Annotated in this window: 18 protein-coding genes and 2 pseudogenes; 10 read left to right on the top strand and 10 right to left on the bottom strand. The window is 41.3% G+C overall.

The window, feature by feature from the left end; genetic code table 11:
• Positions 1 to 10: 10 nt before the first annotated feature.
• The 4 genes from ADJ77_RS08975 to kdsB all read right to left on the bottom strand — a co-directional run bounded on the left by ADJ77_RS08975 (position 11) and on the right by kdsB (position 4,863).
• Positions 11 to 982 carry a hypothetical protein gene (locus tag ADJ77_RS08975; protein WP_050696308.1) on the bottom strand — a complete coding sequence of 324 codons (972 nt, stop codon included), beginning with the start codon at positions 980 to 982 and terminating at the stop codon, positions 11 to 13.
• A 6-nt stretch (positions 983 to 988) separates the two neighbouring features.
• Positions 989 to 2,152: an AIR synthase-related protein gene (locus ADJ77_RS08970; RefSeq protein ID WP_025079051.1), complete on the bottom strand. Its 1,164-nt coding sequence runs from the start codon at positions 2,150 to 2,152 to the stop codon at positions 989 to 991.
• 126 nt (positions 2,153 to 2,278) lie between these two features.
• Positions 2,279 to 2,758, bottom strand: coding sequence for an energy transducer TonB (locus ADJ77_RS08965; protein WP_025079052.1), 480 nt, complete (start codon positions 2,756 to 2,758; stop codon positions 2,279 to 2,281).
• 1,364 nt (positions 2,759 to 4,122) lie between these two features.
• Positions 4,123 to 4,863: a 3-deoxy-manno-octulosonate cytidylyltransferase gene (gene kdsB / locus ADJ77_RS08960; protein ID WP_025079053.1), complete on the bottom strand. Its 741-nt coding sequence runs from the start codon at positions 4,861 to 4,863 to the stop codon at positions 4,123 to 4,125.
• A 132-nt stretch (positions 4,864 to 4,995) separates the two neighbouring features.
• Here kdsB and ADJ77_RS08955 point away from each other — a divergent pair, with 132 nt between their 5' ends.
• From ADJ77_RS08955 to ADJ77_RS08930, 6 genes are all read left to right on the top strand, one after another.
• Positions 4,996 to 5,793 (top strand): Rossmann-like and DUF2520 domain-containing protein, encoded by a 798-nt coding sequence (locus tag ADJ77_RS08955; RefSeq protein WP_025079054.1) that lies wholly within the window; start codon positions 4,996 to 4,998, stop codon positions 5,791 to 5,793.
• A 75-nt stretch (positions 5,794 to 5,868) separates the two neighbouring features.
• Positions 5,869 to 6,387, top strand: a complete 519-nt coding sequence (locus ADJ77_RS08950; RefSeq protein WP_025079055.1) for a KdsC family phosphatase — start codon at positions 5,869 to 5,871, stop codon at positions 6,385 to 6,387.
• Between the two features lie 11 nt (positions 6,388 to 6,398).
• Complete coding sequence (locus ADJ77_RS08945; protein WP_025079056.1) at positions 6,399 to 6,962, top strand: Maf-like protein; 564 nt, start codon at positions 6,399 to 6,401, stop codon at positions 6,960 to 6,962.
• A gap of 1 nt (position 6,963) precedes the next feature.
• A complete protein-coding gene (gene rlmH, locus ADJ77_RS08940) occupies positions 6,964 to 7,434 on the top strand; it encodes a 23S rRNA (pseudouridine(1915)-N(3))-methyltransferase RlmH (RefSeq protein ID WP_025079057.1) in 471 nt (156 codons plus the stop codon).
• A gap of 379 nt (positions 7,435 to 7,813) precedes the next feature.
• Complete coding sequence (locus ADJ77_RS08935) at positions 7,814 to 9,481, top strand: formate--tetrahydrofolate ligase (protein WP_050696307.1); 1,668 nt, start codon at positions 7,814 to 7,816, stop codon at positions 9,479 to 9,481.
• Between the two features lie 177 nt (positions 9,482 to 9,658).
• Entirely contained in the window at positions 9,659 to 10,096 is a 438-nt protein-coding gene (locus ADJ77_RS08930; RefSeq protein WP_025079058.1) for a hypothetical protein, read from the top strand.
• A 22-nt stretch (positions 10,097 to 10,118) separates the two neighbouring features.
• Here ADJ77_RS08930 and ADJ77_RS08925 read toward each other — a convergent pair whose 3' ends face one another.
• On the bottom strand, positions 10,119 to 10,910 hold the full coding sequence (locus ADJ77_RS08925; protein WP_025079059.1) for a glycoside hydrolase family 25 protein: 792 nt from the start codon (positions 10,908 to 10,910) through the stop codon (positions 10,119 to 10,121).
• A 375-nt stretch (positions 10,911 to 11,285) separates the two neighbouring features.
• Here ADJ77_RS08925 and ADJ77_RS08920 point away from each other — a divergent pair, with 375 nt between their 5' ends.
• From ADJ77_RS08920 to ADJ77_RS08905, 4 genes and pseudogenes are all read left to right on the top strand, one after another.
• Entirely contained in the window at positions 11,286 to 11,705 is a 420-nt protein-coding gene (locus ADJ77_RS08920; RefSeq protein WP_025079060.1) for a hypothetical protein, read from the top strand.
• A 333-nt stretch (positions 11,706 to 12,038) separates the two neighbouring features.
• Positions 12,039 to 12,719: a GDSL-type esterase/lipase family protein gene (locus ADJ77_RS08915; protein ID WP_025079061.1), complete on the top strand. Its 681-nt coding sequence runs from the start codon at positions 12,039 to 12,041 to the stop codon at positions 12,717 to 12,719.
• Positions 12,720 to 12,930: 211 nt separating this feature from the next.
• Positions 12,931 to 13,335 (top strand): annotated as a pseudogene (locus ADJ77_RS13400) (transposase); the annotation flags it as partial.
• Between the two features lie 132 nt (positions 13,336 to 13,467).
• Entirely contained in the window at positions 13,468 to 14,769 is a 1,302-nt protein-coding gene (locus ADJ77_RS08905) for an IS1380 family transposase (protein ID WP_050696305.1), read from the top strand.
• 289 nt (positions 14,770 to 15,058) lie between these two features.
• On the opposite strand, the gene ADJ77_RS08900 is transcribed toward ADJ77_RS08905, so the two are convergent.
• The 5 genes and pseudogenes from ADJ77_RS08900 to mazG form a co-directional block, all read right to left on the bottom strand.
• Positions 15,059 to 15,700, bottom strand: coding sequence for a hypothetical protein (locus ADJ77_RS08900; RefSeq protein ID WP_025079267.1), 642 nt, complete (start codon positions 15,698 to 15,700; stop codon positions 15,059 to 15,061).
• A gap of 144 nt (positions 15,701 to 15,844) precedes the next feature.
• Positions 15,845 to 17,266: pseudogene (tnpC, locus tag ADJ77_RS14570) on the bottom strand (IS66 family transposase).
• Between the two features lie 238 nt (positions 17,267 to 17,504).
• Positions 17,505 to 18,419: a ribonuclease Z gene (locus ADJ77_RS08890; protein ID WP_025079144.1), complete on the bottom strand. Its 915-nt coding sequence runs from the start codon at positions 18,417 to 18,419 to the stop codon at positions 17,505 to 17,507.
• Between the two features lie 194 nt (positions 18,420 to 18,613).
• A complete protein-coding gene (locus tag ADJ77_RS08885; RefSeq protein ID WP_025079145.1) occupies positions 18,614 to 19,171 on the bottom strand; it encodes a lipocalin-like domain-containing protein in 558 nt (185 codons plus the stop codon).
• A gap of 29 nt (positions 19,172 to 19,200) precedes the next feature.
• The gene (gene mazG, locus ADJ77_RS08880; RefSeq protein ID WP_025079146.1) at positions 19,201 to 20,079 is read right to left on the bottom strand and encodes a nucleoside triphosphate pyrophosphohydrolase; all 879 of its coding nucleotides are present in this window, start codon (positions 20,077 to 20,079) and stop codon (positions 19,201 to 19,203) included.
• Between the last annotated feature and the right edge of the window lie 64 nt (positions 20,080 to 20,143).

Below are 20,143 nucleotides of genomic sequence, written 5' to 3'. Positions count from 1 at the left end.
AGAGAATTTATTATATTTCTTCTGTAAACTCTTCTTCGTTAGTTGGGATATGTTTATCTATACAGTGTTTCTGTATATCTCCATCCGACTTTGGAAATTTGTCACAGATATTTTCTAATGCGGCTTTCGATGCTGTAAAATGCGTCTCGTCTGCTGTTAATGTCGCCTCAACAGATTTAATAAAATCTTTAAAGTTTGGATTAATTTCGCAAAGTTTACTAACTGTTTTAAAGTCTATCTGTCGGTCTTTAGCTTCTAACCAAATTTGACTCTCGTATGGATTAGCTTTCAGTAGAATGAAACCAATACCAAAAGAATGATTAAGACGTGCAAGCTCATCTTTAAGGTCTTCATTGATTTCGAAAGCAACGAGGTATCCATTGTTAGCCCAACTAGAATTAGAAACAGCCTGAAAGAAACATTTTTTAAGTTCATAATCATTATCAATCTTGCGTTTTAATTCATATGAATATAGTCGTAAAGAATCTTTCTTACTTATTGCTTTAAACAATGAATTACTGATAGTATTTGTTTGTTCAACAAACTTTGCTTCGATGATATCTGGATGTATCCATTTCTGGTGCTCATCATCTTTCTTAGACTTCTCATGGAAGATGGTCTTTGCCATAATTCCTTGATGCTGTAAAAAACAGCAAAGAAGAGGGTGAAGGTCTCGCTCATGAAATGTTACATCAGATATTGTATTCTTTTGAGTTTGTGAGGAGGCGATATTTCCTATATTCTTAGAATATTCACTAAGGTAATAACAGTATATATTCCTCTCATTTTTAAAACGCCCAATACGAGTGTCCCCCTTCTTAGCCATTGTAACCAAATTAGCAGATACAGTTGCGTCAGGTGTCTTAGCTTTTTTGTTAAACTTAAAGATATCTTTATCTATTATGTTTTGATAGACCTCCTTCGAAAGTGCTCCTTTAGGAAAATCCTTTAAACTTACCAGTATGGCTTCTTTTATTGTCATAATATCTTAATATTCAAATGTGCCAAACTCACTCTTAATCGTCAAGCTGCGCTTGCCTTCTTCGATGTGTCCGACAACCTGTGCATCGATGTTGAACGATTTACTGATGGCAATAACCTGCTCAGCAACCTCCGGTCGGACATAGATTTCCATGCGATGTCCCATGTTGAATACCTGATACATTTCCTTCCAGTCTGTACCGCTACACTCCTTGATAGCACGGAAAAGTGGGGGGACTGGGAACATATTGTCCTTGATAACACGGCAGTTCTCATTTACGAAGTGCAGCACCTTGGTCTGTGCACCACCTGTACAATGTACCATACCATGCACCTCTGGGCGCAATTCATCTAACAATCGTTTGATGACTGGAGCGTATGTACGGGTAGGGGAGAGCACCAGCTCACCTGCATTGACAGGACTTCCTTCAACAGAATCGGTCAGTTTATACTTGCCACTGTAGACCAGTTCTTCAGGTACAGCATGGTCATAGCTTTCCGGATAGTTCTCGGCAAGATATTTTGCAAACACATCATGGCGTGCAGAAGTAAGACCATTGCTACCCATACCACCGTTATAGCGTGTCTCATACGTAGCCTGGCCGGTAGAAGAAAGACCTACAATCACATCACCCGGACGGATGTTTGCATTGTCAATCACATCCTCACGACGCATACGACAGGTAACTGTTGAGTCGACGATGATTGTGCGAACAAGGTCGCCAACATCTGCAGTCTCACCTCCGGTAGGATAGATACCAATACCCATCTCGCGCATATCAGCTAAGAGTTCATCAGTGCCATTGATGATGGCAGAGATAACCTCGCCCGGTACAAGCATCTTGTTTCGACCGATAGTAGAACTAACAAGGATATTGTCTACCGCACCCACACAGAGCAAATCGTCTGTGTTCATAACGATAGCATCCTGTGCAATACCGCGCCATACGCTAAGGTCGCCTGTTTCCTTCCAATACATGTAAGCCAAGGCAGACTTTGTGCCAGCACCATCAGCGTGCATAATGTTGCAATACTCTGGATCTCCACCAAGAATATCAGGGATAATCTTACAGAAAGCCTGTGGGTAAAGACCTTTGTCAATGTTCTTGATGGCGTTATGCACATCTTCCTTGGCAGCACTTACGCCGCGCATCATGTATCTGTTGTTCATATCTTTAAAGGAGTTTTCTTTTTGTTTTGTAAGCTTTAAAGGGGTAAATCTATAAGAATTACCTTTTTTATTTAACTCACTTATGAAACCGAAGAGCAATACAGCTCATTCCCATGCCTGCTGTGTTTACCGAAGTTTGAAGTTGAGTGGCAAAGAATAAGCTACTTCTACCGCCTTCCCATTCAGCATTGCCGGTTCCCATTTAGGCATCAGGCTGATGACTCGCTTGGCTTCCTGAATAAAGGCTTTCGCATACTTTTTATTCTGTTTCCACAGTTTGCCCCCAGTGCCTTTATCACATCTTTGACCATCAGGGGTAACCAATGAACATCCTTTGACGGAGATGTTCTTTATGCTGCCATCTTTCGTGACAGTATATAACATCAAAAGTTTTCCCTCTACACCAGCTTTCTGTGCATCATCAGGATAACGCAGCGTCAAAGTGAGGTAGGCGCGTAATGCTCCATAGCCTCCCGGGTACTTTGGCATTGCATCTGCAGCAACATAATAAACCTTTGTAGTATCTTGTGCTTGTTTGGCGTTCTGTGCCAAACTATGTGTAACAATGGCTCCTAAACACAGAAGCAACAAGAATAATCTCTTCATCAGATATGTTTTTTGATTTCATATGCAAAGGTAGATAATATTTGTTGATTAACAGCTGAATTAAGGTGCAAATTTCAGTCTGTATAGGGTATTTTCTAGTTCTTCCGTTAAATGCGTAGATTGGAAACAGAATAAAGGCTTATACACCTGTATGGTATTATTATCCAAAATCAGACGGTCTTACAATGGGGGATAAAGAACAAGATAATAAATGCAGAAAAGGCAAACAGATGCCATGTCCTTCCGTCTTCTACAAACAACTTATTCCCATACCCACCAATGTTTGTAAACTATTTTCATGCAGTTCAAAGCTAACACATGGTCTTTTGGCTTTGAAAAGACGCCTGATTGACTTGCAATAGATGCCCTTTTGAGGTCCAACTAACGCCCTTTTGAAGTCCAATTAAGCACCTTTTCTTGTACGGCTTTATAACTAACTGATTTACTGTTGGTTGCAAACTTGCCTTTTATACGTGTTTTTGCCTTTATTTGTACGTGTTTTACCTGAAATTATGTCATGATTTTTCAAGTCATTGTCTGCGATTTTAAAAGTATTAACATGAAAAGGTTTTCTGCATTGGAGAATGATAATAAAGTAGACAACCAAGACTGTCTTGGCTATGTTTTTGTTTAATGCATAACTTTTGTTCTTTTGTTAAAGCTATACGAAAAGTGTCCACACATTTAACGGAAGAACCCTTTTTATTACTTGAAAAAATATTGCCGACTTGCATAACAGTTTTGGGATTCTATTGTTGACAGTTGTGAGATTGTTATCTGTTTCTATGAGCTCACATATATATTATACAATCCCTGTCTGAAAACACATATTAATATGGAATGTAATATCCTTGTTTCTAAATCCCCAAATTCCATTTTTTTGTCAAATAACTGCACAAGCTGGAATTCTGTTGATGCTTAACAGCATTCTAACTAAGCGTTATTTGACATCCAAAAGGGCATTAGTTGAAGTATAGCTAATGCTTAATTGAAGTCTAATTAAGCATCTCTTTTCTAAAGTAATATGTAAATTACTGTTTATTTGGTTGTTAGATGAATTTTATTTTATAGTTACTTTTACGGATTCAAAGGTAAAAAAAGATGAGTTTTGTAATGAAAATCCAATATTAATTGGTAAAAAAGTTTCATAATAGTTCAGCATAAATGAATGAACATGCTGTTGAAATAATCATCTAACAGCTCATTCTTTCCATCTTTGCCTGTAACTTATATAATATAGGGATGAAAGGATGCTTTTGTCCGAACTGACAAGAAAACTTGGAGGCTGCGTTCGGACAAAAGTATATGATGGATTGCGGAAAAAGCTATATAAGATAAATAAGGTTGCGTAACTTACCTTATCTTTATAGGCTGGATAACTTCTCTTCAGCACGCTGAAGGTCTTCCGGCGTATCAATGCCGATAGTTTCCACATCCGTGAGTCCGACTTTTATCTTGTAACCATTCTGCAACCAACGTAGTTGTTCAAGACTTTCTGCCAATTCAAGTGACGATTGTGGCAGACGACTTACTTCACGAAGTACTTCTGTGCGGTAGGCATAGAGACCGATATGCTTAAGGAATGGGAAGTGTAACAGCCATTCTTCGCTTTCTTTGCCACGGACGAAAGGAATGACCGAGCGAGAGAAATAAAGTGCATAACCATCATTGTCGAGTACAATCTTTGGTGAATTAGGATTCCGCACAGCCTCAATTGACTCAAAAGGTTTGCCAAGTGTTGCAATCTGTGTGCGTGGATCGTCAAAGCATTGCATGACTGTTTCAAGCTGACTTTTCTGTATGAAAGGCTCATCACCTTGTATGTTGATGACAACATCAAAGTCTCCACCCACCTTGTCAAGCGCTTCACAGATTCTGTCAGTGCCGCTCTGATGGTCAGTGCGAGTCATTACAGCCTTGCCGCCAAAAGCCTCTACAGCATCATAGATACGCTGGTCATCTGTGGCAACAAAGACATCTGTCATTACACTACTTACTTGTCTGTAAACATGTTCTATTACAGCTTTTCCTCCAAGTATTGCAAGAGGCTTGCCCGGAAAGCGTGAGGAACTATAACGAGCTGGGATAATTCCAATAAATCTCATACGTGTATCTGTTCTTTTAAAGTTCAATATACAGTCCAACGGACGTGTCAGTATGCGCAAAAGTAGTAAATCTTTATTAAAAAGGCAATGACTTCCCGACATATTTCCTTTAAAAGTATTAAATTTGTTGGCATGATGAAGGTTACATTGATTGGTGCTGGCAATCTCGCCACACAGTTAGGTAAGTCGCTGAAGAAAGCTGGCATCATAATCTGTCAGGTATATAGTCGTACTGAATCGTCAGCCAAGATATTGGGCGAACTGCTTGATACCGAGTGGCTGACAGATGTTACACTACTGAATGACGAGGCTGATATATACATCTTTTCAGTGAAGGACAGTGCCCTGTGTGAGTTAATTCCAAAGATCTGTAAGGGTAGGGAAGACAAGCTGTTTCTCCATACGGCAGGCTCTATGCCAATGACTTGTTTTGCGGGGGTGGCACAGCATTACGGCGTGTTTTATCCTATGCAGACGTTCTCTAAGACAAAGGATGTCAGCTTTGAAAAAATCCCGGTATTCATTGAGGGAGACTCAGCAGGAACGGAGAGTATTATCAGACGTTTTTCCGGTAAGCTGTCCAAGCGGGTGATTACCTTGTCTTCAGCTGACAGAAAGTACCTGCACTTGGCAGCAGTATGGGCTTGTAACTTCTCTAATTACTGCTATAGCGTTGCGTCCGATATACTTAGTGAGCACGGTATTCCATTCAATGTTATGTTGCCATTGATTAATGAAACAACAGAGAAGATTCACAAAATCAGTCCGAAGGATGCACAGACTGGACCTGCAGTGCGTGGAGACCGGAACGTAATGAGCCAGCAACTGAAGTTGATGAATGGCAGGGGAGATTTACAAGAACTTTATAGGATACTTTCACAGGGTATTAACCCGCTTATTGGTAATCCTGTTTTAGATAAAAATAATTAAAAATAAGCTCTAATATATTGCTATAACTTATTATAAAATAATTAGTTGTATCATTACTAGATTATTCATACTTATATGATAAACTACGATTTACAGAAGATTAAGGCAGTAGTCTTTGATGTTGACGGTGTTCTGTCTGCATCAACGATTCAGATGGATGAGAAGGGAGACCCACTTCGCACGATTAATATCAAGGATGGCTATGCCATACAGTTAGCTGTCAAGCATGGAATACAGCTTGCTATTATGACTGGCGGACATAATGAGAATGTCCGTTCACGCTATGAGTATCTTGGTATCAAAGATGTTTATATCAGTTGTTCTATGAAGATACGCACATGGGAAGAGTTCCTCAAGAAATATGATTTGAAGGAAGAAGAAATCATATATGTCGGCGATGACATCCCTGATTACGAAGTGATGAAGCGTGCCGGCTGTCCTTGTTGTCCAAAAGATGCGTGTGCTGAGATTAAAGATATATCCACCTATGTAAGTGACTGCGAGGGTGGTCATGGAGTAGCACGTGATATTCTTGAGCAGGTAATGAAGGCACAGGGGAAATGGGTGTTGAATGAAAAGGCTTTTGGCTGGTAAACATTAAAGAGATGAAGCATATTATACTTGCCAGTAATTCACCACGTCGTCGTGAGCTTTTAGCAGGATTGGGTCTGGATTTTGAAGTAAAAGTGTTGCCCGATATAGCAGAGTCTTACCCAGACAACCTACCTGCTACTGGTGTAGCTGGCTTTATTGCCCGTGAAAAGGCAGCCCCCTATCGTGCTTTGATAGGGGAGAGTGACCTTGTTATTACAGCAGATACTGTGGTGATTGTTGACGAAGAAGTACTTGGTAAGCCAAAGGATGCGGAGGATGCACGACGTATGCTCCAGCTCATCAGTGGCAGGACGCATCAGGTTGTTACTGGTGTCTGCTTGTTGACAAGTGATATGGAACATTCTTTTTCAGTGACAACTGACGTTACTTTTAAACAGTTGTCAGATGATGAAATTGCATATTACATAGAGCATTACAAGCCTTTTGATAAAGCAGGGGCTTATGGTATTCAGGAATGGATAGGTTATGTTGGAGTCACATCTATCAGCGGAAGTTATTTCAACGTCATGGGGTTGCCCGTGCAAAGATTGTGGGAAGAATTAAAGAAATTTTAATATGAAAACAATCCTCATCCTTGTCGGGAAAACGCAGAATAAGATTTTTAAGGTTGGTATAGATGACTATGTCAGCCGTATTGAACATTATATGCCGTTTAGTATTACGACAATTTCTGAATTGAAAAATACGAAAAGTCTTTCAGAAGACCAACAAAAGCAGAAAGAAGGTGAACTGATTTTGAAGGAAATTCAGCCATCTGATACTGTCGTACTGTTAGACGAACATGGTGCGGAATTTCGTTCTATTGAGTATGCTAAATGGTTGAAACAAAAACAGAATACGTCCCGTCGACTTGTTTTTATAATTGGCGGACCGTATGGATTCTCGCCAGATGTTTACACACGTGCTAATGAGAAAATCTCATTGTCACGTATGACATTCTCACATCAGATGGTCAGACTTATCTTTACAGAACAGCTTTATCGTGCCTGCACAATTATAAAAGGTGAACCATATCACCATGAATAATTTGAAACTTGTGAAAGCTTACTTTCTATTTATTGGCATTTTGAAAAGCTAATGGCAGTTATGATAAATAGAGTTGTGCAAAATAAATATTTAAAAATATGGAGACAACATCCCTTTCCTGAGTTTTATATTAATTTGTTGCATTTAAATTAACATCTATGAAGTTGTCCTAAGTACTCCTATTTGAACTTTAATTAAGTTTATTATAGTAGAATGATAATAGTTTTTCTTTAGCTACTATTTGCCTATATTCAGTTTTCTCCGACAAATTCTTTTTTAAGTTGAATTTGAAAAGTACAAAACTTTTTTCTTCAGAAATGGTTATATTCAAAATTAATTTCTATCTTTGCGACTACAACTTAATTAAAAGAATATAACTATGAAATCTGACATCGAAATTGCACGCTCATGTAACATGAAGCAAATTGAGGAAGTAGCTGCTACAGTAGGCATTCCTGCTGATGCGCTGGAACGTTATGGTAAGTATATGGCAAAGGTTCCTCTTTCATTGATTAATGAAGATCGTGTTGCCTGCAACCGCCTCATTCTCGTTAGTTCCATCTCTCCTACTCGTGCTGGAATTGGTAAGACCACGGTTAGTATCGGTCTGTCCATGGCTCTTAACCGTATTGGCAAGCGTTCGGTACTTGCCCTGCGCGAACCGAGTCTTGGTCCTTGTTTTGGTATGAAGGGCGGTGCAGCTGGTGGTGGATATGCTCAGGTTGTACCTATGGAGAAAATCAATCTCCACTTCACCGGCGATTTCCATGCTATCACAAGTGCACACAATATGATTGCAGCATTGCTTGACAACTATATTTATCAGCATCGGAGTGAAGGATTTACTTTAAAACAGATTCTATGGAAACGTGTACTTGACGTAAATGACCGCAGTCTTCGTAATGTAGTTACAGGTCTGGGAGCGTCAACGGATGGTTTGCCAGCACAATCGGGCTTTGATATAACTCCTGCCAGCGAGATTATGGCTGCATTATGTCTTGCAGACAGTGAGAAAGATCTTCGTCGTCGTATTGAAAATATGGTGTTAGGTATTACCTTTGATGATAAGCCTTTCACTGTGCGTGATCTTGGTGTGGCCGGAGCGATAACAGTACTGCTGATGGATGCGATTAAGCCTAATCTTGTTCAGACACTAGAAGGGACACCTGCTCTGGTTCATGGTGGTCCGTTTGCAAATATAGCCCATGGATGTAACAGTCTGGTTGCTACAAAACTGGCAATGTCATTGAGTGACTATGCGATTACGGAGGCTGGCTTCGGTGCTGACCTTGGTGCCGAGAAGTTCCTGGATATCAAGTGTAGAAAAGCAGAGATTCATCCTCGTGCTACAGTACTTGTCACAACCTTGTGTGGTTTGAAGATGCATGGTGGACTTGTTGATGGCGATTCTCGAGAGCAGGAACGGCAGGCACTCGTTGATGGCTTTGCTAATCTTGACCGCCATGTTGAGAACATGCAACGTTTCGGTCAGCCAGTTGTTATTACACTGAACAGATATGGTGATGATACCGAGGAAGAGATTAAACTTCTTTCTGAGCACTGTAAGATGTTGGGAGTAGGTTTTGCAGAAAACAATGTGTTCACGAAGGGCGGCGAAGGTGCAGAAGAACTGGCTCGCCTTGTTGTGGAGACGATTGAAAAACAAGGAGCTAAAGAAATACACATGACATACGCTGATGACGACAGCATTGAAGAGAAAGTTAATAAGATTGCCAAGAATATTTACGGTGCACGCTCTGTCATTCTCAAAAAATCAGCTCAGAATAAACTCGCCCGCATTCATGCGTGGGGAATGGATCGCTTCCCCGTTTGCATTGCCAAGACGCAGTTCTCATTCAGTGAGGACCCCAAACAGGTAGGAGTAGCCAAGAACTTCGATATTACGATCCGTGATTTTGTTATCAATGGAGGTTCCGAAATGATTGTTGCTATTGCTGGTGACATTATGCGTATGCCAGGATTGCCCAAGGTTCCACAGGCTGAAAGAATTGATATTGTTCGCGGTCAGATAGAAGGATTGGCTTAGCGATATTGATTTGAGTATTGCTTAAATTATTTAACTTGCCTGGAAGGATAAGTCTTCTATAAATTATAGATTCTATTCTTTAGAAGTTCCAGATTCTATAAATCAGGACTTCTTTCCAGGCAAGATTCTCTCACTTAAATATCCCGACAACTTCTGCCATACGATGAAAAAATATTTATGAAAAAGAAGAAAATACTACTGACCATTCTTACTGTTATACTTCTTGTAGCAATCATCTGGTGTATCAACATACCCTATCAGGAGGTGAATGTAACTGATAACCTGAAATCAATTCAGAAGTCAGGAACATGTCTTGCTGTTCATGAACTTTACAAAGATGAAGATTGGGACACGATGATTGTCATCAAGCCGTATGACAGTCGAACTGCTTCGGATGAGAAAATTGATATGGGATATGCAGGTGATCGGGATGCAATACTCGATAACACCTTATATGATAGTATTTGCACGCTTCTTTTTTTAAAGGGGAATAAACTCGTTGCTTTCTCAAGTATATATCGTAATGTAATTGATTTCAGTAAATTGGGAAAAACAACCTACAAGTCAACTGAATCCATCCGAATCGTCAACAAAACAGCTATTGATTGCCAATAGCACATAATATGAAAAGTATCTTTTACTTTGGCATCTTGAAGTCATCTACAGATACTCCTTCACGAAGCTGGTCAATATCTACATAAGTCCAGATGCCACGCACTCTCCCCTTCTTGCTTGACTGCCATATATCATACTTGGCATCAGGTAGTTTCGGAGGAAGATTATAGTTTGCAATGAACAGCCGATAGTGATTGAACTCTGGATAGAGATTCAAATGATAATAAGATTCATTGGTATATATCATTGGTGAATGTCCTGTGCGTTCCTTTACCAATCGGATAAATTCAGCAAGATTCTTCTGAATGATATCTCGTTTCCAATTACGTGTTCCATCCTTTTCAATATCAACAAGGAGGAGTAAGTCCTGCTGGTTCAAATCAATATTTGAAAGGAAATTATCTACCTGTCGTTCCATAGAAGTACGATTGGTAAGGAAGTGATACGATCCTACCAGTAATCCGCGTTCTTTTGCTGCCTTGAAGTTCCGCTTATAAAAAGGGTCTACTAATGAGCTGCCTTCTGTTGCCTTGATATAGACAAAACGTAATTGTTGATTCTCCTCTACCAATTCGTCCCAGTGTATCTTACCTTGATGGCGAGAGATGTCAAGTCCGTCAAAGTCTTTAGTATAAGTTCCTTTTGTCATATCATAATAAGGCCATTGGTCGTTGACCGCAGCATGTTGTTTACGCCATGGCTTTAGATCGATAACAAGTATTACGACCAGTGCCACAAAAGCAGCAGTCACCCACCACCATATCCTATTGTTATTGCGCATTCGTTTGCTGCGCCTGCGTCTCCGCTTTACCATCTTGTCATTCAATATTTATGGAATCTATGATAGCTCCATCTCTTCTAATGAGATTTGGATTAGACCTATAAGACAAATAAACATCGCAAAGGTAAACATTCTTTTTCATAGTCCCAAATAGCTGAAGTTTTTAAAAGATAAGATTTCATCGACTATTGACAGCTTATACCCACAGTTATTTCCTCTCCTACTGTTCCTTTAACTCATCTCTAACTTTACACATTTATTGTTAAAGTGTTGTCTGTCAGGATTATTTTTTGTACCTTTGCACCGTTAATATGAAACTGAGGCGTGGTGGTAACTCATTCTCACATAGGAACACGCCGCAGAGAGCAGCTTGGTTAAGCTACTTTCCAAGGTTTCGGAAAATTTTTAATGATGAGAATTTTAAAAGTAGTAAGTATTTGTTTCTTAATGATTTTGGCTTCACACATTGAAGCATCTGCCAAGAATGACGGATTTAATTGGGAACCAGTGATGGACGCAATCATTCAGATTGAAAGTAAGGGTAACGCTGCAGCTGTAAATGGTCCTTATGTTGGTGTACTGCAGATTTCACCTGTTTTAGTAAAAGAATGCAATAACATTCTCAAGAGTTCTGGTAGCAAGAAACGCTATTCACTTTCTGATCGCTACAGTGCAACAAAGTCTAAGGAGATGTTCGTCATCATTCAGAGCTTCCATAATCCGCTGAACAACATCGAAAAAGCTATTCGTTTATGGAGTGGTGGTATTCGTTACAGTGTGTCAAAGACACAGGCTTATCTCCGTAAGGTAATGCGTCAGATGAATTAATTGACAGACAAATGATTTAAGAGTCCTCTTATTAAAAAGTCCGGCTATCTTTTCCTTCGGGTCAGATAACCGGACTTTTCCTTTCCTGTCTGTATCTTTTTTCTTACTTTTGCAATTGAATTAAAGCAATGAAAACTTAGAATTCAGACGTCGCTTATTTCTGCATAGGGGACTTATACGTAAGGACAACTTGTAGGGAAACAGTGCTTGATTGTAATACAATTAGTGATTTAGCTGATGCCTGGGATATTTCAGATATTTTTTTCGATATATCTGGATAGATTTAATAAAATCAAAAAAATGAACAAATAGAAATATAATATACAAGTATATATGATGAAATACCTCCTTTCGTTTCTCTTTCTTTACCTCAGCAGCTTTTCGGCACAAGCTCAGAATGTTACATTTCATGGCTCAAAACACTATAATATCAAAGTAAATCAATTCAACAAAGAGGGTTCTTTGCCCGCAAATGCCATCATAATGTTGGGAGATAGCCATTCCGAATATGGTGAAAACTGGAATCGCTTCTTCCCCAATGCTAAAAAGATTATAAACCGTGGAATTATCGGTGATGACAGTCGGGGCATCCTAAAACGGTTAAACCAGATTTTACCTTATAAACCAAGCAAGATTTTCTTTGAGTGTGGCGCAAATGATCTGAGCCACGGATGGTCAGTTGAGCGTACCTTTCAAGGAATTGTCAATATCATAGAAACTATTCGCAGGCAGGTACCACAGACCAAACTCTACGTGCAAAGTCTATTACCGCTGAATGAAAGAGTAGGTGTCTGGAGACTTCTCAAAGGCAAAGAAGATATGATAATTCAGCTTAACAACAGACTGAAAAGCTACTGCAACAGTCAGGCAATCCCCTTTGTCGACCTCTATACCCCACTCCTGGGCTCACATCCTAAAGCTATGCGCGCAGAGTATTGCCGTGACGGTCTCCATCTTACCGATAAAGGCTATGAGGTTTGGGCAAACACTATCCGTCCTTTCATTAACGAATAAAAATATAATCTCCCCTACTCTATTATATTTAGGTTAGTCATGAAAGTCCATGTTGAAAGGTTCGTTTTATGAATACGGTCAACCCTTCAAGTCTATTTAGTCGTTCCTTAAATACATTATATTATACTGATTTACAGTTAATTATCTCTCTATTTATTTGTATATTTCTGCAAATTTTTGTACCTTTACAGTATAAAACTTGCAGAAATATATGTTAAAAAGGACCTCTAATCAATTATCATTATTCTCTTCCTTAGAGGATATGCTCAATCACAACCACCCCCTTTATACGCTTGGTAATAAAATCAACTGGCGTAGATTTGAAGACTCCTTCTCTCGTTTGTATTGTAGTACAAATGGTCGCCCTGCGCATCCTATTCGTTTGATGTGCGGACTTTTAATCTTGAAACACTTGCGTAATATCTCTGACGAAAGTGTTGTTTTACAGTGGAGTGAAAATGCTTATTATCAGTATTTCTGTGGTCAGTTGGAGTTTCTTCCTAAAGAACCTTGCGAAGCTTCTGATTTGGTTCACTTCTGCAATCGTATAGGCGAAGAAGGAATGGAAGTCATTCTTGCTGAGAGCATCCGTGTCAATACTGAGAATGATAATGAGCCTTAATTCCGCAGCATAATTTCTTGTGAGAAATCCAAGTGCCTGAGAAACAAAGTCCTCAAAACACTTGGATATGTCAGAATTTTCACCTATCTTAGTGCAACAAACATAACAAGCAAGCAAAAATCTGACATGACAAAGGTAGCAATTAAAAACGAGAATATCACTTCCTTCGGAGGAATTTATCACATCATGGACGTTTTTTCAAAGTTGGGCCTTGAAAAAATTACCGAATCCGTGTTGGGCAGACGCGGATGCAGCGGCAAGGCATTCAGCCATGGAAGCATCCTGGGCTCTCTCTTCTTCAGCTACCTTTGCGGTGGGGATTGCCTTGAGGACATCAATGCGCTTATTGGGCAGTTCAGGCAGAGACCTGGTACGCTGTTACCCGGTGCCGACACCGTGGGGCGCGGACTGAAGGAGCTTGCCGAAGAGAATATTGTCTACAGGAGCGAAACCTCCGGCAAGTCCTACAGTTTCAACACTGCAGAGAAGCTGAACACCTTACTTTTACGTATGATACGTAGAATGGGTCTTATAAAGGCGGGCAGCCATGTTGACCTGGACTTTGACCACCAGTTTGTTCCAGCCCGCAAGTTCGATGCAAAGTATTCCTACAAGCAGGACCATGGCTATTTCCCGGGCTGGGCTTCCATCGGGGGCATCATAGTCGGAGGTGAGAACCGTGACGGAAACACCAATGTGAAATTCCATCAGGAGGACACGCTTCGCCGCATTATGGACCGTGTGACCTCCGAGCTTGGTGTTGTGACAGAGCGTTTCCGTGCCGACTGCGGGTCGTTCTCGAAGGAAATCATCCGAACCGTAGAGCAGCGCTGCAACACGTTCTATATACGTGCTGCCAACTGCGGCAGCCGGTGCGGGGACTTCCGCCAGCTGGAAGGATGGAAGAGCGTTGAGGTTGGCTATGAGAGATGCGATGTCACCTCCGTCAGCATGGACGACCTCATCGAAGGAAAGTCATACAGGCTTGTCGTACAGCGTACTCCCTTGAAAGACAGGCACGGCAGGGAACAGACGGATATGTTCGGAGTGATATACACATACCGCTGTATCCTTACCAACAACCGGACATCTGCCGGGAAGGACATCATCACATTCTACAATGAACGTGGAGCGAGCGAAAAGAACTTCGACATACAGAACAATGACTTCGGATGGGCACATCTGCCCTTTTCCTTCATGGCTGAGAACATGGCTTTCATGATGGTTACCGCCATGCTGAAGAACTTCCATCTCTATCTCGTCCGTAATATCAGCGAGAAGGTCAAGCCGTTGAAAAAGACAAGCAGGCTGAAAGCCTTTATCCTGCATTTCGTCATCGTACCGGCAAAATGGGTGAGAACAGGAAGGCGAAACGTCCTGAACCTGTATACAAATAAAACATACTACTCTGAAGTATTCCTTGAATAAGCTGCATTTCTTTGTGGTTATCATATTCCCCATTGGTTTGGGTGGGGGATTTCATGCCCAGGCAAGACCCAGGAAGCCCCGAAGAGCCTTATATCAGCATATAGAGCCTCAAAAAGACATCTCAACATATAAAATCGACTCACAAGGAAAAACGCTGCGGAAATGAGGCATTAGAATACAGTGGGGATGAACTCTTGTTCTTCTCCACTTCTTTTATATAAAAAAGCCCCACCGACGCAATCAACTACGCCAGCAGGGCCCGCTAACAAGTATGTGATAGAAAATAAATCTACTTTAATCCATAACCTCGCTGCGACTCTTGTACTTCAGCTGAAGACATATTCCTGTCATAGCTGTTTGCAGCTGCCGACCTGTTTTCGTCATACTTTCTCAACACCGCATTTGCAAGCGTGTTCAAAGGTATAGCTTTTTTTTCATATGCGTCAATAGCTTGGTCGGAAATATTAATGACGACTGGCAGATTGTCAATATCTGCTATCATCGAACGCCCTCTTATGGCTATATTGTTTAATCGTGGATTGAGAGGTTCGTCAGCATATTGCTTGTATTTCCTTGATGGTGCGGCGGGTGTGGAAACACCTAATATCTCATGACCGGCATTGTTCAAGAGATTCATGCCTCCGAATCCCATGAACATGAGCTTTAAAAGTGGGTTCTTGCTGAACAGTCCTGCCGCTATCGCCGCCAGTGGCAGAATATTGTTACCCACCGTAAACGAAGAGGTCTTGCCGGTGAACATTCCGATAAGCATGTCCGGCAACATGGCAATGACATAGCCCAAATTCTTGGATATGTCGCTAAAACCATTCATCCCAGCATTATCCAAGTAAGTCCCCCACCCAGAGGTTTCCGGCTTAGGTATAGGAGGTTGTAGCATCCCACTTGATGCATTGGGAGTGTTTGTTATCATGCCCTGTGGAGTTGTGATTTGCTTGAAAATCGTACCATTGCAGTATACAAAACAACAAATTGAGAAAATTTAAGGAGTGGTGATTAGTTGTGATTTGCTGTAACTATTCAGCGATAATCGATATATACAGTGCATATCAATTTATCAAACCTTAAATAAGGCTTGAATCGCATTATATGGAGTTTTGTCGTGCTTCTTAGCTGTTTCTACAATCGAATGAAGTTCAAGGAAAGCGTCTGCTCCGAAGTCTGAACGAAAAGCACAGGAGTTCTTCAGTTTGATTTTTAGCTTGCGTATTCCTCTTTCGCTTCCATTATTGTCAAATGGTATCATCGAATTTTCGAGGAAATTGAAAATGTAATCTCTGCATTTGACCAAGCCTTTTCTGAACGTAATAAACTTTTTACCAAGCTCCTCTATATTCTGTTTGAGTAGATTATCCAAACGTTCAATCCATGACACCTTGTCTATGACGTCGTTCGGATTGGCGTTCCGCTCGTGAATGGCTTCACGGAACAGACTGGTTACATTCCCGGACCACTCCTGCCCGGTGTTCAACTCTGAAAGATATTGCAGTTCGCGAAGCAAGTGGGCAAGACATACCTGATGATTGAGGAAATGGAGTGCAAAGTATGCGCTATGGCGGTCGGTAACGGCAGTCATTCGTCCAGGCTGTCGCCAAACCTGTCTGCCAACACCTTCGATCCTCTTCCGTCAGCACGGAAAAGCAGTGTGTAATAAACTGTCTGTGCTATCCAGGCCCAATCGGGTCTTTTGTTACAGTACAAACCACTCTCATCGAAACCAACTACTGCTGATGACTTGATATGTTCTTTGATCTTATCAATCACAGGTTGCGCATTTCTCCTTGCCTCATTCACCCAGTTCACCAGCGAGCCTTCACTTGGAGTGAGACCGAATACCTCACGCAAAAGACTTGCTATACGACCGTATGGAAGAAATTGCACGACACTCAGATAAACCACCAGAGCCTTTACGCTTGAATCATATACCACGTTGTTTGACCGCCGTCCGGATACGTTCACCACAGTTCTTGCATACCATCACATAGTGTCGGATTTCCTTGATTACGGGCTTCAACTCTGGAATGGAAACAACCTGCGTAACATAATCAAGTACACGCTCTGCGTCTGATAAAGATTCTCCGCAACGAGTGCAATAGTTGGGTACCTCATCAATTATCTCGTCAGGTACGGAAGAGCAAGACAACTTATGCCCATCATGTCCCTTTTGTCCTCCCGGCTTCTTACCACTTGGCTTACGGAGACTTCTTGTTCTTCTGACAACCTCATCCTTCATATGCTCCCTGACTGGCGGAGTGCTGCTGTTATTAGAGTTCTTGTCAGGGTTTTCATACTTGGCCAAGCGTTCCCGTAAGTTTGTAAGTTCCGTATCTTTCTTGCGGATTTGGAGGTTCAGAGCATTTATGTTACGGTTCAATTTGACATTCTCGGCATACTGCCGGTTGACAGTTTCACGCAACAACCGCATCTCTTCCGTCATGTCTTGTAACACTTTTGATATGTCCGTAACTTGCTCTTTCATAGGTATAAAGGTACAAAGAAAATCTGAAATACGCAAGAAAAATGAGCATCTTTATAGCCTTTATACGAAGATTTTAGAGGAGAGAATACAGACTGGGCAATACTGCTGAATAGTTACTTTTCACCATTCCGTTCTCTGACATCAGTTACGCAGCCTGTTATACTCCTTCTTCATGCTGGCAGACTGTCTGGAAATCAGGCTTAAACATGTTGGCAGTTAACTGATGTGGCGTATCCACCTATATATCAAATGTCTTTCCTTCCTGTGAGAGAAAGGTATTGGGGAACACCTCTCTTGCTTCCTCTAGCAGTTTCTCCTCATTGCCATAGCGTGCAGAATAATGCCCCAGAAGGAGCTTGTCTACAGCAGCATCACGGGCTACCTGTGCAGCTTGCTGCGACGTGCTGTGCCAGTAGAGACGTGCACGATCAGCATCCTCGGCAGCGTATGTGCTTTCGTGATAGAGCGTGTTGACGCCTTGAAGCAATTTATGTAGGGTTTTGATGTACCGTGTATCAGAACAATAGGCATAACTGCGAGCAGGTGCAGCAGGTGTTGTAAGACGATTGTTGGGAATGGTATCCCCCTCTGGTGTCGTCCAGTCAGCCCCAGCCTTGATGTTGTTGATTTGGCTAACAGGGATATTATAGAAGTCAATCATGTCACGTCGTATGTGTGGCAGAATTTGTTTTTCCCGGAAAAGATATCCGCAACATTCGATTCTATGCTGTAAAGGAATTGTTTCAACCGTCAGACTTCTGTCTTCATAAACAACCTTGTTTTGTGTTGTGTCTACAGAATGGAAAACTACTTCAAACTCCAAGCCCTGACAAAAGAAGTTGAGCGTCTGCTTGAGCACTGGCTCAAACGCAGCAGGTGCATAGATATGCAAAGGAGCAGTTCGCCCTGTCATACCAAAGGTTGAAATCATGCCGGGCAGACCAAAGCAATGGTCGCCATGAAGGTGGCTGATGAAAACAGAGATAATCTTTGAGAAATGTACGCGCAGGCGACGGAGTTGAATTTGTGTTCCTTCCCCACAATCAATCATGAAGAGCTTGTCCCTGAGTTCAACTACCTGAGAGGAAGGATAATGCTGTAAGGTAGGCAAGGCACTGCCACAACCAAGAATACGTACTTTGAAAGGTTCCATACATGTAAAAATCAAATAGCCGACCACGCATTGATGCTCAGAAAAAGGGAGCATGAAATCTTATTCCTCTCCAGACAGAGAGGGATTTTGATAAAGGGAAATCCCCTGTTGTCAGCAAAGTGTCAGCAAATAAAATTCTGTTCAATCCACCTCGTCTTGGGAAAGGTATGGCTGTCGGAGAAGAAACTTCCGCCTTATTTCCCTCTTGTAAATACAAAGATACCAGCTTTGTTCTCCAAGGCCAGAGAGTCAGCACCAAGATTTTCAACAGTGAATGTGTCTTTTGACAGAATTAGTTTGCCATTCCATACTTTCCAGGCAGTCCAAGGGTTCTTCTCCGACTGAAGCGTAGAGCTGACCGTTCCACCTTCTTTTATCTCGAAGTTGCGGTCAAGGCTTGTCCAGTTACCTAATAACGAAGTAAGGTTGATAGCTGAACGCATGAAATAATCGCCATATTCCTTATAGCCGATAATAGCAAAGCGGTCGCCATTAATCTTGCCACCCTTGACAACTTCGAGGGTATCGTCAGGGTTTACAAGGTATTCAACAGTGTCGCCATTGTCAGTAAGTAGGATGATAGAGTTCATACCACCATCAACCATAGTACCATATATCGTACTATCGTTTGTAGATACTGAGTCTTCAGTCCCGTTTATCTGAGACATGACAGACTTAGGTTTGCTATCCTTGCAAGAGATTGCTACAGCAAGAATAAACAAAGACATGATAAAATAAAAGGTCTTTCTCATATTTATATTCCTTAATTTCTATAGTAATTTTATTTATTGACAGCCTTAGCTTGCTCCCACAGTTCATCCATTTCAGCAAGAGTTAAGTCTTTTATTGTAACTCCTTTTGCCTTAGCAGTTTCCTCTATATAATTAAATCGTTTGATGAACTTCTGATTAGTATATTCAAGGGCGTTGTCAGGATTCAGATGATAGAGTCGTGCTGCATTGATGAGAGAGAACAGGAAGTCGCCAAGTTCTTCTGTTGAACGTTGCTTATCTTCTTTCTTCAACTCGTTCTTTAACTCTCCTAATTCTTCATAGACCTTGTCCCAAACCTGCTCTTTTTCTTCCCAATCAAAGCCGACATTTCGCGCCTTGTCTTGAATGCGATAAGCCTTGATAAGGCTGGGTAGAGAGTTTGGCACACCAGAGAGTACCGAGGTGTTACCGTCACGTTCACGTTGTTTACGTTGTTCCCAGGTAGATTCCACTTGGGAAGCAGTGTTGGGGGTTGATGATTGTGTGTTGTTGATGGACGATTCTTCATCCTTGTAAACGACTTGTCCAGAAGCATTAACAACCATGTCAGAACGTGTCACACTCCAACCTGTCCAGTCGATAAAATCATGTCTGAACATAAGTTTGTCGGATTGAGCATTGCAGACATCAGCAACGTCGAAATCTTCTTTTTCTTCACCAAGCAATGAATAGAAGATAACGTGCTCCATCACGTCACCAAGTTCCTTACAGATATCTTTTGAGTCATTTTTCAAGAGCGCATCTGCCAACTCAAATGTTTCTTCAATCGTGTTGGGACGGAGGCTTTCGTTGGTCTGTTTTCTGTCCCACGGACATTCCTTTCGGAGTCGCTCTTGAATGTCTAAAAGTCGGGCAAAAGCTTTCAGTTTCTCTTCTTTAGTATGCAATGTCTTGATGTTTAAAGTTAAAGATAAACGTTAAAGTACTCATCAGTGTACTATTATTGATGCA

It is taken from the genome of Prevotella fusca JCM 17724, from assembly GCF_001262015.1.
Taxonomy (GTDB): domain Bacteria; phylum Bacteroidota; class Bacteroidia; order Bacteroidales; family Bacteroidaceae; genus Prevotella; species Prevotella fusca.
The sequence above is the reverse complement of the archived record's forward strand: the minus strand, read 5'-3'. Positions and strand labels throughout refer to the sequence as shown.